The organism is Lysobacter sp. 05T417, assembly GCF_056396405.1.
This window is the reverse complement of record NZ_JBFTLK010000006.1, coordinates 210794-224568: the sequence shown is the minus strand read 5'-3', so window position 1 is coordinate 224568 and position 13775 is coordinate 210794. Positions and strand designations below refer to the sequence as shown.

At 67.9% G+C, this 13775-nt stretch carries 11 protein-coding genes; 10 read left to right on the top strand and 1 reads right to left on the bottom strand.

Annotated elements, in window-relative coordinates; translation table 11 throughout:
* The first annotated feature begins 70 nt into the window (after nt 1-70).
* The 3 genes from AC1DER_RS13000 to AC1DER_RS12990 are packed head-to-tail and all read left to right on the top strand — an operon-like array spanning nt 71 to nt 1976.
* Nucleotides 71-835 carry a YceI family protein gene (locus AC1DER_RS13000; RefSeq protein ID WP_477243548.1) on the top strand — a complete coding sequence of 255 codons (765 nt, stop codon included), beginning with the start codon at nt 71-73 and terminating at the stop codon, nt 833-835.
* Complete coding sequence (locus tag AC1DER_RS12995; RefSeq protein ID WP_477243450.1) at nt 832-1413, top strand: cytochrome b; 582 nt, start codon at nt 832-834, stop codon at nt 1411-1413. Before AC1DER_RS13000 ends, AC1DER_RS12995 begins: the two co-directional genes overlap by 4 nt.
* Nucleotides 1413-1976, top strand: coding sequence for a YceI family protein (locus AC1DER_RS12990; RefSeq protein WP_441817203.1), 564 nt, complete (start codon nt 1413-1415; stop codon nt 1974-1976). Before AC1DER_RS12995 ends, AC1DER_RS12990 begins: the two co-directional genes overlap by 1 nt.
* Nucleotides 1977-1980: 4 nt before the next feature.
* Here AC1DER_RS12990 and AC1DER_RS12985 read toward each other — a convergent pair whose 3' ends face one another.
* Complete coding sequence (locus AC1DER_RS12985; protein WP_477243452.1) at nt 1981-2229, bottom strand: glutaredoxin family protein; 249 nt, start codon at nt 2227-2229, stop codon at nt 1981-1983.
* A 194-nt stretch (nt 2230-2423) separates the two neighbouring features.
* Here AC1DER_RS12985 and AC1DER_RS12980 point away from each other — a divergent pair, with 194 nt between their 5' ends.
* From AC1DER_RS12980 to AC1DER_RS12950, 7 genes are all read left to right on the top strand, one after another.
* Nucleotides 2424-3821, top strand: a complete 1398-nt coding sequence (locus AC1DER_RS12980) for an L-serine ammonia-lyase (RefSeq protein WP_441817201.1) — start codon at nt 2424-2426, stop codon at nt 3819-3821.
* Between the two features lie 102 nt (nt 3822-3923).
* Entirely contained in the window at nt 3924-6770 is a 2847-nt protein-coding gene (locus AC1DER_RS12975) for a xanthine dehydrogenase family protein molybdopterin-binding subunit (RefSeq protein WP_477243456.1), read from the top strand.
* A complete protein-coding gene (locus tag AC1DER_RS12970) occupies nt 6767-7336 on the top strand; it encodes a (2Fe-2S)-binding protein (RefSeq protein WP_441817199.1) in 570 nt (189 codons plus the stop codon). Before AC1DER_RS12975 ends, AC1DER_RS12970 begins: the two co-directional genes overlap by 4 nt.
* Nucleotides 7333-8580, top strand: a complete 1248-nt coding sequence (locus AC1DER_RS12965) for a c-type cytochrome (protein WP_477243459.1) — start codon at nt 7333-7335, stop codon at nt 8578-8580. The genes AC1DER_RS12970 and AC1DER_RS12965 overlap by 4 nt, the downstream gene beginning before the upstream one ends.
* A gap of 339 nt (nt 8581-8919) precedes the next feature.
* Nucleotides 8920-10995: a glycosyl hydrolase family 18 protein gene (locus tag AC1DER_RS12960; protein ID WP_477243550.1), complete on the top strand. Its 2076-nt coding sequence runs from the start codon at nt 8920-8922 to the stop codon at nt 10993-10995.
* Between the two features lie 90 nt (nt 10996-11085).
* The gene (locus tag AC1DER_RS12955; RefSeq protein WP_477358033.1) at nt 11086-11502 is read left to right on the top strand and encodes a DUF2946 family protein; all 417 of its coding nucleotides are present in this window, start codon (nt 11086-11088) and stop codon (nt 11500-11502) included.
* Between the two features lie 84 nt (nt 11503-11586).
* Nucleotides 11587-13770 (top strand): TonB-dependent receptor, encoded by a 2184-nt coding sequence (locus tag AC1DER_RS12950; RefSeq protein ID WP_477243463.1) that lies wholly within the window; start codon nt 11587-11589, stop codon nt 13768-13770.
* Nucleotides 13771-13775: the final 5 nt, after the last annotated feature.

Sequence of the window (13775 nt, the reverse complement as noted above, 5' to 3'; positions counted from 1 at the left end):
TTCACCTGTGTGCGCCTAGAATCGCTGCCTGGATTGACCCGGACGCCGACCACCCATGAGCCCACGCCCGATGCCACGGATCTGCCGGATACCAGTCAGCGTGGGGCGGATGCTCGCGTTGCTGGCGCTCGCCCCGGGCCTGGCCCTGGCTGCGCCGCCGGAAACCTGGTCATTCGACCCGGTGCACACCCGCGTGCTGTTTGCCGTCGAGCACGCCGGCTTCTCGCATGCGATGGGCACCGTATCGGGCAGCACGGGCACGCTGGTGTTCGACCGCGACGACTGGACGTCCGCGCACCTTGACGTGCAGGTGCCACTGCAGCGCCTGGACCTGGGCGACGCGAAGTGGAACAAGGCCGTGCTGGCAACCAACCTGCTCAACGGCGATCGCTATCCGCAGGCCCACTTCGTCTCCTCGTCGGTCGAGCCGGTCGATGGCGACCATGCCAAGGTCTGCGGCGAGCTGACCCTGCGCGGCGTGAGCAAGCCGCTGTGCATGGACGTGGCGCTCAATGCGGTCAAGCGCCATCCACTGCCACCGTTCCGTCGCACCGCGGGTTTCTCCGCCACGGCCACGCTCAGTCGCGCCGAGTTCGGCCTGACGGCATGGAAGAACGTGATCGGCGACAGCGTCGAACTGCGCATCGAGGCCGAGGCCATCCACGGCAACGGCGCCGGCGAACCGGACAACGGCACCGCGCCGCCTGCCGACGCGCCACCCGGGGCGGAGCCAGCGTCAACCGAACCCAATGAACCTGCGGGCACCGACCCGGCCAACCCGCAAACGACCCCGCAGACGCCCCCGCAAACGACGCCGGAATCGACGACCCCATGACGCTGAAGAACACCGCCGACCGCTGGGGCGCCGTCAGCCAGTTGCTGCACTGGCTGATCGTGCTGCTGATCCTGGGCCTGGGCGTGGTCGGCCTGGTGATGGTCGAACTGCCGAAATCGCCGCGCTATTTCTGGGTCTACGACCTGCACAAATCGTTCGGCATCACCGTGCTGGCGCTGATGGTGCTGCGGCTGGTCTGGCGCCTGTTCGCCGGTGCGCCGGCGGCCATCGCCGGAACACCGGGCTGGCAGCATCGCATCGCCACCGCCACCCATGGCCTGCTGTACGTGATGACGTTCGCCGTTCCGCTGTCGGGCTGGCTCTACGACTCGGTCAGCGGCCTGCGGCCGATGCGCTGGTTCGGACTGTTCAAGATGCCCAAGATCGCCGCGCCCAGCCAGCAACTGCAGCCGCTGGTGCGCGACTGGCACGAATGGCTGTTCTGGGCGCTCATTGCCCTGGTCGCCGTGCATGCCGCGGCGGCGCTGTACCACCATCTGTTCCAGCACGACGCCACCCTGTCCCGCATGCTGCCGGGCCGGCGCCGCGCGCCCTCCCCTGTTTCGGAGATCCGCTGATGTCGATCAAGCGCCTTACTCTGGCCGCCAGCCTGGCCGCTTCGCTGTTGCTGGCCGCGCCTGCATTCGCCGCCGACTACGTGCAGGCCGCAGGCTCCAGCCTCACCTTCGCCAGCAAGTACGAAGGCGAAGTCTTCACCGGTCGCTTCTCCACCTTCGCCACCAACTTCAGCTTCGATCCGCAGGCGCTGGCGACCGCCAAGCTCGACGTGACCATCCAGCTGGCGTCGGCAAGCACGGCCAACACCGATCGCGACGATGCGCTCAAGGGCAACGACTTCTTCGCTTCGGGCAAGTTTCCGCAGGCGCGCTACACCGCGACCAAATTCCGCAGCCTGGGCGGCAATCAATACGCCGCTGACGGTTCGCTGAGCCTGCGCGGGATCAGCAAGCCGGTGACGCTCACCTTCACCTGGACACCGGGCGCCAAGCCGGTGCTGACCGGCAAGGCCACGATCAAGCGCCTGGATTTCGGCGTCGGCGGCGGCGACTGGGCCGACACCGCACTGATCCCCAACGAAGTGGCGATCAGCACCAAGGTCGTGTTCGCACCACCCAAGTGACGCCTTACAGCGCCTCCGCCAGGAATGCCCGCAGGCGATCCAGGTCGAACGGCCAGTCCAGCTCGATGCCGCGGCCTTCATCGCGCAGCACCGGCACGCGCACGCCGTAGCGCTGTTCCAGGCCGTCGTCGGCGTCGATGAAGACGCTCTCGAATTCCGGTGCGCGCGCCGTCGCCAGGATGTCCAGGGCCAGATCGCACAGGTGGCAATCGTCGCGCTGGAACAGCGTCAACGCCGGAGCGGCGGCAGGCACTGAGTCATGCGGGGAAAGGGGCATGGAATCGCTCACGGATCCGGGCATCGGCAATGCGGCAGGGTATGGCAGGGCGACCCTGCCGGGGCGCGTAGAATAGCCCGATTACCAGCGTGTGCCGCAGGCGCGCGCTGCCAGACCGTCCAGCCAGCGCGCAATCCCCCGCGCCGCCCGCCCCTCCGGAGTAGTCCCACGTGGCCGTCAGCAGTTTCGACTTGTTCAAGATCGGCATCGGTCCGAGTTCGTCCCATACCGTCGGCCCGATGCGCGCCGCTGCACGCTTCGTCCAGCGCTGGCTGGTCGAGGGCGGCGACGGCGACGGCAGCGACCTGCAGCGCACGGCGCGCATCCGCGCCGAAGTGTTCGGTTCGCTGGCGCTGACCGGCCGTGGCCACGGCACCGACAAGGCAGTGCTGATGGGCCTGGAAGGTCACCTGCCCAATGGCATCGACCCGGACATCATCCCGCCGGCGCTCGAGCGCATCCGCAACAGCAAGCGCATCAATCTGCACGGCCAGCACGAGATCGGCTTCGACGAGAAGCACGACCTCATCATGAACAAGCGCCAGAAGCTGCCGTTCCATACCAACGGCATGCGATTCACCGCCTTCGACGCCGACGGCAACGTCATCGCCACGCGCGACTACTACTCCGTCGGCGGCGGATTCGTCGTCAACCAGGACGAGGCCGCCGAAGACCGCATCGTCGCCGACGAGACCGAACAGCCCTACCCCTTCGGCTCCGGCGACGAGCTGCTCATGCGTGCGCGCGAAAGCGGCATGACCATCGCCCAGATGATGTACGCCAACGAACAGGTCTGGCGCACCCCGGAAGAGGTCGACGCCGGCCTCGACGAAATCTGGGAGGCGATGCAGGCCTGCGTCGGCCGCGGCATCCGCGCCCACGGCACCCTGCCCGGTGGCCTGCACGTGTCACGCCGTGCGCCGACGCTGCACGCCGAACTGTCGCATCGCCCGGAAGCGGCGATGCGCGATCCGCTGACGACGCTGGACTGGGTCAACCTGTACGCACTGGCCGTGAACGAAGAGAACGCCGCCGGTGGCCGCGTCGTCACCGCGCCGACCAACGGCGCCGCCGGCATCATCCCGTCAGTGCTGCACTACTACGACCGCTTCTGCCCGGGCGCGAACATCCAGGGCGTGCGCACGTTCCTGCTGACCGCCGCCGCGGTGGGCATCCTTTACAAGGAAAACGCCAGCATCTCGGGCGCGGAAGTGGGCTGCCAGGGCGAAGTCGGCGTGGCCTGCTCGATGGCCGCCGCTGGCCTGACCGCAGCCATCGGTGGCAGTTCCAGCCAGATCGAGAACGCCGCCGAGATCGGCATGGAGCACAACCTCGGCCTGACCTGCGACCCCATCGGCGGACTGGTGCAGATCCCGTGCATCGAGCGCAATGCGATGGGCGCGGTCAAGGCGATCAACGCCAGCCGCATGGCGATGCGCGGCGACGGCAAGCACAAGGTCAGCCTGGACAAGGTCATCAAGACCATGCGCGACACCGGCCGCGACATGCAGGACAAGTACAAGGAAACCTCGCGCGGTGGCTTGGCGGTCAACGTGATCGAGTGCTGAGGAAGCCCGTCACCCCGGATCGCTAGCGGCCCTCACACGCCGCCAACACGCCGTTCCCGCCACTGTGGTTACCATCCACCACAGGCCAGCCGGAGCGTGCCCATGCCAGCCCGCGTCAGTCGTCGCGACTTCCTCAAGTGCAGCGTGGTCGCGGGCATCAGCGTCTACATCGCCGCGCCCGGCAGTGCCGCGCTGGCGGCGCTGTTCGAACAACAACGCTCGCGACCGCTTCCCTGGGACCCGGGCACCGGCAAGATCCGCTACCGCACCGACGCTACCGCCAAGGTCACCGGCGAGAAGATCTTCAGCTTCGACATGCGCGGCCGCGACCTCCCCGGCTGGCCGCGCGAGCAGGCGCACGCGATGTTGCTGCGTGCGACCCGCGCCGACCGCGCCTATGCCGGCATCGACCTGTCGATCCTCGGCGATGCCCTGCGTCCGGACCGCATCGTCACCGCCGCCGACCTGCAGCGCGATGGCGTGCAGTTCCCGCAGTTCTACGGCGAGGACATGCTGCTGCCGGAAGGCAAGACGCCGGCCTACCTCGGCCACGCGGTGGCCTTGCTGATCTGGCACGACTTCGCCCGTTTCCGCGCCGGCAAGACCGCGCTCAAGTTCCGCGACGACATCGTCCGCCATGGCGCGGTCACCGGCCCGCTGGAACGCGATCCCTGGGCCGCGTTCCGTTACGTCCGCGTCGGCGGCGCGACAGCCTTCGACGACGATGCCTATTCCAGCCTGAAAGACACACCGCTGTTCCCCACCGCCTACAGCAAGAAGCGGCCGCAGTGGCCGCAGGCCAATCCGCACGGCGGCCTCGACGCACAGGGCGCGGCCCATGCCGCCGCAATCGCGACTGCGCTCGATTCGCCCGGCAATGATCAGCTGGTGCTGCAACGCGAGTACTTTTCGCAGTCGATCGACACCGCCGCGCTGGAACCCGACAACGGCAACGCCTGGTTCGACGCCGCCACCGCCACGCTGCACGTGGTCGTGGCGACGCAGTCTCCCCAGGAGATCGCCGAATCCGGTCCGCTCATGCTCGCGGCGAGCGCGCTGAACGTGAAGAACCTGGTGCTGCACCCCTGCTACACCGTCGGCTACGGCTCCAAGGACCACGCGCCGATGCCGTTCTACGTGCTGATGGCAGGCCTCTACGGCGACGGCCGGCCGGTGCGGCTGGCCAACGACCGTTACGAGCAGTTCCAGTCGAGCCTGAAGCGCCACAGTTTCCGCATCCGCTATCGAATCTCCATCGACCGCAAGACCGGCAAGTTCGGAATCTTCCAGGGCGACATGATCGGCGACGGCGGCGGGCGGCAGAACTTCTCGCCGTCGGTATGCCTGGTGGCGGCAACGGCTGCGCAATCGATCTACTACTTCCCGCAGAGCGACCTGGCCAGCACGGTGATCTCCTCGCGCGCGCTCGACGCCGGTTCCGCGCGCGGCTACGGCACGCTGCAGAGCATGGGCGCAACCGAGATGCTGGTCGACGAGGTCGCCGCCGAACTCAGGCTCGATCCGATCGAACTGCGCCAGCGCAACGTATTCACCACCGGCATGAAGAACACGCAGGGTGCGATCCCCGGCGGTGCGCAGCGCGCAGACGAGGTGCTGGAACGCTGCCGCGCGCATCCGCTGTGGCGCGACCGCGACAAGCGCAAGCGCGAGTACGAGGCCGCGCATCCGGGCAAGCGCCATGGCACCGGCTTCGGTTGCGTGCAGAAGGATTTCGGCACCGGCGCCGAGGCCGCGTTCGTCGAGGTGTCGCTCGCGCCCGACGGCCGCCTGCTGCTGCGCCACATCGGCATCGACATGGGCACCGGCATGGCCACCAGCCAGTCCGCACTGTGCATCCCGTGGCTGGGCAAACCGGCCGACGAGATACGCACCGGCGAGACGCAGTGGCCGGAGCTGCCGCTGGTCGCCACTGGCGATCCGTGGCTGATGCAGCAGGCCGAGCAGGACCGCAACGTCGGCAATCCGCGCTGGACGCCGAACCTGTGCAGCCCGAGCAGCGCCAGCAACTCGGCCTACTTCTTCAGCCACGCCACGCGGGAGGCGGCGCGCCTGTTGTTCACCCAGGGCCTGTGGCCGGCAGCCAGGGCCATATGGGGCGAAGGCTTCGGCGGCGGGCAGCTGGCGCCGCTGGCCATTCGCCGCGAGGACGCGCGCTGGGTCGATGGCAAACTCACCGCCGGCGGCCTGGCCGGGTTGCCATTGCCGGTGATCATCGCCAAGGCCTACGAACTCGGCCTGGCCACCGGCGCGATCGTCCACACCTTCAATCGCTGGCAATGGGCGGAAGCCGAGTTCCCGCTCGATGGCGACGACGCTCGACTGCCGCTGGATGCCATCGCCATGCGCTGGGGCGCCGACGGCAGCACCGGCAAGGGCACGCCAACCGCCAATGGCTATCGCATGATCGAACGAACCCGCGCGCATTACCCGCCGACCCAGCGCAACAACGCCGGCGTCGTCTACTACAGCGCGATCGGCACCATTGCCGAGGTTGCGGTCGATACCGCCAGCGGCCAGGTCGAGCTGATCAACCATCATTCGGTTCTCGAATGCGGCAACGCGATCGTGCCCGAACTGGTCTCCGGGCAGCTGCAAGGCGGCCTTGCGATGGGCATTGGCCACGCCTTGCACGAGTACCTGCCGCTGTACGAGGACGGGCCCGGCAACGGCACCTGGAATTTCAACCGCTACACCCTGCCGCGCGCCACCGATGTCGCGGTGTGGAAACAGACCGGCGAAGTGATGCCGGCGCTGTCGGCCAGCGACCCGCCCAAGGGCATGGCCGAAGTGGTGATGATCGCGGTGGTTCCGGCCATCGTGAACGCCATCGCCCATGCCACCGGGCTGCGCTTCCGCGAGCTGCCGGTAACCGCGGAAAAGGTTCGCGCCGCGCTGGTGGCCGGCCGCGTGCAGGAGCAGACGGCATGAGCACGATGCCCGCCAAGCCCCGCCCACTGTCGCTGCAGGTCAACGGCGTCGCCCACGGGCCGATCGACGTGCCGGAGGACATGATGCTGGTCGACGTGCTGCACGAGTACCTGGGCCTCACCGGCACCCGCTTCGGCTGCGGTCAGGGCGTGTGCCGCGCCTGCACGGTCATCCTCGACGATGAGCGCGGTCCGCGCGAAGTGCGCAGTTGCATCACCGGCGCGCACTACTTCAACGGCAAGCACATCCGCACCGTGGAGGGCCACGCCAAACGCGATGACGCCGGCCGGATCGTCGAGCTGTCGCCGGTGCAGCAGGCCTTCCTCGATCACTTCAGCTTCCAGTGCGGCTATTGCACGCCGGGCTTCGTCAACGCGACCACGGTGTTGCTGGAGCGACTGCACAAGGCGCCGATCCGCAGCGAGGAGGTCGAGGACACGATCACTGAAGCGCTGAATCCGCATCTGTGCCGCTGCACCGGCTACGTGCGCTACTACCAGGCGGTGAAGGAGCTGGTGCTGGCCACGCCCGGCCTGGTGAAGGGCGGCAAGGAGCGTGCGCCATGACCCGCGTCGGCTGGAAGCGCATTGTGGCCTGGCTGCTGCTGGTCTTCGTGGCCGTGTTGCTGATCGGCTGGCTCTCGCGCTGGTGGTCCAACCGCGGGCCCGTGCAGAAGGTGCAGGCCACGCCCGAGCAGATCGCGCGCGGCCGCTACCTGGCCGACGCTGCCGACTGCGCCGGCTGCCACACCGCCGATGGCGGCGCCCCGTTGGCCGGCGGCGTGCCGCTGCATTCGCCGTTCGGCATCATCCATGGCACCAACATCACCCCCGATGGCGAGCACGGCATCGGCCGCTACACCGCCGACGATTTCTTCCATGCATTGACCCACGGCGAAGCGCGCGATGGCCACCAGCTGTATCCCGCGATGCCGTATGTCTCGTACCGCACGATCTCGCGCGCGGACAGCGACGCGATCCATGCATTCGTGATGAACCAGCCGCCGGTGAACGTGCCCAACCAGAAGAACGGCGTGTACTTCCCCGCCAACATCCGCACCGCGGTGCACGGCTGGAACCTGCTGTTTGCGCGTCCGCAGGTCCGCCCCGCTTCGCAGGGCTCCAGCGCGGACTGGAAGCGCGGGCACTACCTGGTGGAAACGCTGGGCCACTGCGGCGAATGCCACAGTCCGCGCGGGACACTCGGGCAGGTCGACCGCGACCATCCCCTTTCGGGCAACAACAAGCTGGGCCGCTTCTCCGCACCCGACATCACCCCGCAAGGACTGGCCGCACGCGGTTGGGACGCGGCGTCATTGCAGCAGTACCTCGCCGGTGGCGTCAGTGCGCAGGCAGTTGCGTCGGACGAGATGCTGCGCGTGGTGAGCCTGTCGACCAGCCGTCTGAGCCGCGCCGACGTGCACGCGATCACGGTGTACCTGCTCGGCGACTCGCCACTACAGGCCAAGCCGGTAACGCCGGTAGCCGCCGTGGCCGGCCCCGGGCAGCGCCACTACCTCGACCTGTGTTCGGGCTGCCACGGCCGCGATGGCGAGGGCGTGCCCAACGTGGCGGTCAGCCTGCAGCGCAATACCGCCGTGCACGACAGCGACCCGCACAACCTCATCGTCGCCATTCTCGACGGCCTGCCCGAACACGACTTCCCGGGTCTGGCCCGGATGCAGGACATGCCGGGCTTTGCCGGCGACCTCGACGATGCGCAGGTGGCGGCGCTTGCCAGCTGGTTGCGGCAGCGGCATGGCGGGCAGTCCGCAGTCGATGCGGCGACGGTGGCGAAGCTGCGCAAGTAACCGGCCGGGTGGGCAATTGTCCGGGGGTCGCGTCCCCGGCCACCGGTCGCTTGTCCGCAAGACATTTGTTAACTCTGTGACAAACCTGCACTCCAGGACGTGACAGCTCCGTCCGTTCGTCGCTTCGCCCCCTGCCTCGGATGCGAAATGTGCTGAAACGCACATTTCGACCTGACCCGAGCTGACAACGTTGTCAACAGATGCACGGCCAATGACGGGCCGTCGACCTTCTCCGAAAAGGAGCCGGCCCGGGCGGGTCGGCATGTGTGGTGGTCCATCACGTAGGGAGGGAAGCTCGTGAAATACGCATCCAAGGAAGTCGCTCGCTTCGTCAAGGCGTTGCCCGTCAAGGCGTTGCCCGTCACTGCATTACCCGCGGTTGCATTGCTGTCAGGCCTGCTCGCACTCGTTGCCACGCCCGCGGCCCAGGCCGCGTCCTGCGCGGCGATTCCGGCCTGGACTGCATCCACCATCTACAACCCGGGCGACAAACTCGTCTACCAGAACCACCTCTACCAGGCCAACATCCAGATCTGGAATGCGCCGCCGACCCACTGTCCGACCTGCGGCTGGTACACCGACCTGGGCACCTGCGATGCCGGTGGCAGCAACCAGCCGCCGACCGTCAGCCTCACCGCACCCGCCAACGGCGCCAGCTACAGCGCCGGCAGCAGCATCGCGGTCACCGCCAATGCGGGCGACAGCGACGGCAGCGTCAGCAAGGTGGAGTTCTTCCGTGGCACCGTGTCGCTCGGCGTCGATACCAGCGCGCCGTACGCGGTGACCTGGTCCAACGCCACCGCCGGCACGCACGCGTTCAAGGCCGTCGCCACCGACAACCTGGGCGCCATCGCCACCTCGGCCACCAACACGATCACCGTGACCGGCACGCCACCCGTCGACACCACGCCACCGGGCGTGCCGACCGGCCTGGCCGCCAGCGCGCTGTCGTCGAGCAGCATCGGCCTGAGCTGGAACGCCTCCACCGACAACACCGGCGGCACTGGCGTGGCCGGCTACGACGTCTACCGCAACGGCAGCCTGATCGCCTCGCCGACCACCACCAGCTACACCAGCAGCGGCCTGGCGGCGAACACCACGTACTCGTTCACCGTGCGTGCGCGCGACAACGCCAGTCCTGCGAATGCATCGGCACAGAGCGCCGCGGTCAACGCGACCACGCTCGCCGGGGGTGGCGGCGGCAACAAGCGCGTCATCGGCTACTTCGCGCAATGGGGCATCTACGGCCGCAACTACCGCGTCAGGAACATCGACACCAGCGGTTCGGCGGCAAAGATCACCCACATCAACTACGCCTTCGGCAACGTCCGCAACAACCGTTGCGAAGTCGGCGTCACCCAGGCCTCCGATCCGAACACCGGCGTAGGCGGCGATGCGTTCGCCGATTACACCAAGTCGTTCGGCGCGGGCGAGAGCGTCAGCGGTACCGCCGATACGTGGGACCAGCCGCTGCGTGGCAGCTGGAACCAGCTCAAGCAGCTCAAGGCCAAGTACCCGAACCTGAAGGTGCTGATCTCGCTCGGCGGCTGGACGTACTCGCGCAACTTCTCCAGCGCCGCCAGCGCGGCCAACCGCCAGGCCTTCGTCGCCTCCTGCGTGGATGCCTACATCAAGGGCAACCTGCCGGTGACCGACAGCGCCGGCGGCCCGGGTGCGGCGGCCGGCGTGTTCGACGGCATCGACATCGACTGGGAATACCCCGTCGCCTGTGGTCTGAGCTGCGGCACGCCTGCCGACAACGCCAACTTCACCGCGCTGCTGGCCGAGTTCCGCCGCCAGCTCGATGCGGTGCGTCCGGGGCTGCTGCTGACCATCGCCGCCGGCGCCGGTGTCGACAAGGTCCGCGTCACCGATCCGGCGGCGTACTCGCAGTACCTGGATTACATCAACGTGATGACCTACGACTTCCACGGCACGTGGGATCCGCAGACCAACCATCACTCGGCGCTGTTCGACTCGCCCAGCGATCCATCCACGGGCGACCAGAAGTTCTACAACAGCAACGACGCGCTCGAAGCGTTCCTGGGCCGCGGCGTGCCAGCCGCCAAGCTCAACATCGGCATCGGCTTCTATGGTCGCGGCTGGACCAACGTGCCCAACGTCAACAACGGCCTGTACCAGAGTGGCACCGCGGCGCCGGGCACGTATGAAGCCGGCAACGAGGACTACAAGGTGCTCAAGGACCGCGCCGGCACGATCTACACCGACGCCAACGCGCGCGCCACCTGGAAGTACGACGGCAACACGTTCTGGAGCTACGACACGCCGGCCATGGTCACCGAGAAGATGGGCTACGTGAAGGCGCAGAACCTGGGCGGCGCGTTCTTCTGGGAATTCAGCGGTGACGACGCCCAGGGCACGCTGGTGAACACGATGAGCAACGGCCTCAAGTAACCCCTCTCCAGAACCCTCCCGGGTTTTGACCCTCAGCGCCGATCCCCCGATCGGCGCTCTTTTTTTGCATCCTTTACAATGCGCGACCCCATGCGCCACTCCCCCTTCCACCGTCGAATGAGCCTGCTGGCGCTTGCCGCCATGCTGCTGCTCCTGCTCATGCCGACGGTCGGCCGGCTGCTGGCCGGCGCGTCCGGGGCGCGCGACGGTGGGGTCTGGACGCAGATGTGCACCATGGCCGGCCTGAAGCTGGTCAAGGTGTCCGCGGGCGACGCCAATCCGCTCGACCCTGTGCTGCCCAAGCCCCAGCCCGGGGGCGACCTGCCGATGCAGGACTGCGCCTATTGCCCGTTGCTCAACTCGCTGGTCGCGCTGGTGCTGTGCGTGGTGTTCGCGTTCGCCCCGTCGGCGCGACCACGGCAGGTCCCGACACGACGCACACCGCCGCCTTGGGCACGCTGGCATCCCTGCGGCCTGGGCTCACGCGGCCCCCCGCTCGCGCTCTGAACCACAAGACCTCGCCGCTACCTGCGGACACCTGATACCCGCATGCGGCCATGACGCCGCGTGCCCTTGTGCTTTGGAGTTTCCATGTCATCCCAGTTTTTATGGTCGTCGTCGCGCCTGTGCGCGGCGATCTCGACCGCGCTCGCGTGCGCCACCCCTTTCGCAGCCAACGCCGATGCCATCGCCGCCGATGCGACGACCCTCGAACGGATCGAAGTCGCGGCCAGCCCCAACCCCCTCGACGCCTCGGCCGCCGCCGGCACGCGCCTGAACCTGAGCGTGCAGGAAACCCCCGCCTCGATCACCGTGATCGATCGCCAGACCATGGACGAACGTGGTGTCCGCAACACCCAGGAGGCCCTGTTCGGCATTCCCGGCCTGGCGGTGGCCTCGCCGCCGGGCAACGGCAATGCCGTGACCTGGCGCGGCTTCTCCGGCGCGCAGATCGCGCAGCTGTTCAACGGCATCGGCGTCCAGTACGACGCGATTGCCGCCCGGCCGGTCGACGGCTGGATTTACGAGCGCGTCGAAGCCATCGGCGGGCCTTCGAGTTTCCTGCACGGCGCCGGTGCGGTCGGTGGCTCCATCAACTACGTCACCCGCCTGGCGCAGCTCGATCGCGACGACACCCAGGCGCTCGCCACCGTGGGCTCGTTTGGCGGCGGCATGGTCGCCGCCGGAACCAACCAGCGCATCGGCGGCGATGATGCCCATGACGCGATCCGCGCCGACGCAACCTGGTCGCATAGCGACGGCTGGGCCGATCGCAACAAGCGCGAAGCCACGACGCTGGCGCTGTCGTGGCTGGACCGGATCGGCGACGACCTGAGCCACACGCTCGCGCTGGAATACCAGGACGAGGACAGCGAGCGGCCGTACTGGGGCACACCTGCGTATCGCGACGGCGACACGCTGCGCATCGTCGATGGCACCCGCACCAGCAACTACAACGTCGCTGACGGCCATTACGGCCAGAAGGTGCTGTGGGCGCGCTCGCTGCTGGAATGGCGGCCGTCCGCGCAGACGCAGGTGCGCAACACGCTCTATCACTACGACGCCCTGCGCGACTACCGCGATGTCGAGTCGTACCGGCTGACGGCGGACCATCAGGGCGTGATCCGCTCCGGCGCGTTGCTGCAGCGGCATGACCAGCAGTTGTTCGGCGACCGCGTCGAGTGGTCGCATGAAGGCACCTTGGCTACGCTGCCGACGCAATGGAGCGCCGGCGTCGACGTCAGCTACAACCGGCAAACGCGCTTCCCGCTGTCGCTGCCGGGCGTGGTCGACACCGTGCCTATTGACTCTGTCACCCCGGGCAGCTTCTTCGACGTGCCCGGCGCCGAGCAGGTCTACCGCCCGGACCGCACCAACCGGCTCCATACGCAGGCGCTGTTCGTCGAGAACCTGACACACCTGAATCCCAGGTTGTCACTGCTGACCGGACTCCGTCACGACTGGATCGGCCTGGACGTGGTCAATCACCGCGCGGTCAGCGCAACCAACCCGGCGCGCTTCCAGCACGACTACGCACCGACCACCGGCCGTGTCGCGCTCGACTATGCGTGGACGCCGCGCGCGAGCGTCTACGCCCAGGTCGCGACCTCGGCCGATCCGCCGGCGGGCATCCTCACCACTGCCAACTTCGCCACGCTGCGCGACTTTGATCTGAGCACCGGCCGCCAGGAGGAGATCGGCGCCAAGTTCCAGTCGGGCGATGGTCGCAGTTACGCCACGCTGGCTGCGTACCACATCGTCCGCGAGAACCTGGCCATCACCGATCCCGCCAATCCCGGGCAGACGCTGCCGGTGGGCCAGCAGTCCTCGCGCGGTGTGGAGCTGGCCTTTGGCGTGAAGCCGCTGCAGGCGCTGTCGATCGATGGCAATCTCGCCTGGGTCGACGCCTCGCTCGACGACTTCTACGAGAGCGTGGGCGGTGTGCCGGTGTCGCGCGCCGGCAATCGCCCGACCAACACGCCTTCGCGCGTGGCGAACCTGTGGCTGGATTACCTGTTCGCGCCGCAATGGAGTGCGGGCCTGGACCTGCGCGCGCTTTCGTCGCGTTATGCCGATACCGCCAACACGACCAGGGCGGCGGGATACGGCGTACTGGGTGCGCACCTGCGCTGGCAGCTGGACCCCAGCACCAGCTTGACCGTTCGCGGCCGAAACCTCGCCGACCGCGACGTCGTCACCTATGCGCTGAACACCGACATGGTCTATCTCGGCGAACCGCGGTCGTGGGAGCTGGAACTGAAGAAAGCCTTCTGACCGCC

What these genes read in the sequence shown, in the direction of transcription:
- AC1DER_RS12950 (WP_477243463.1), top strand. Translation starts at nt 11,587, where the DNA reads ATGTCATCCCAGTTTTTATGGTCGTCGTCGCGCCTGTGCGCGGCGATC.
- AC1DER_RS12955 (WP_477358033.1), top strand. Translation starts at nt 11,086, where the DNA reads ATGCGCCACTCCCCCTTCCACCGTCGAATGAGCCTGCTGGCGCTTGCC.
- AC1DER_RS12995 (WP_477243450.1), top strand. Translation starts at nt 832, where the DNA reads ATGACGCTGAAGAACACCGCCGACCGCTGGGGCGCCGTCAGCCAGTTG.
- AC1DER_RS12990 (WP_441817203.1), top strand. Translation starts at nt 1,413, where the DNA reads ATGTCGATCAAGCGCCTTACTCTGGCCGCCAGCCTGGCCGCTTCGCTG.
- AC1DER_RS12975 (WP_477243456.1), top strand. Translation starts at nt 3,924, where the DNA reads ATGCCAGCCCGCGTCAGTCGTCGCGACTTCCTCAAGTGCAGCGTGGTC.
- AC1DER_RS12965 (WP_477243459.1), top strand. Translation starts at nt 7,333, where the DNA reads ATGACCCGCGTCGGCTGGAAGCGCATTGTGGCCTGGCTGCTGCTGGTC.
- AC1DER_RS13000 (WP_477243548.1), top strand. Translation starts at nt 71, where the DNA reads ATGCCACGGATCTGCCGGATACCAGTCAGCGTGGGGCGGATGCTCGCG.
- AC1DER_RS12970 (WP_441817199.1), top strand. Translation starts at nt 6,767, where the DNA reads ATGAGCACGATGCCCGCCAAGCCCCGCCCACTGTCGCTGCAGGTCAAC.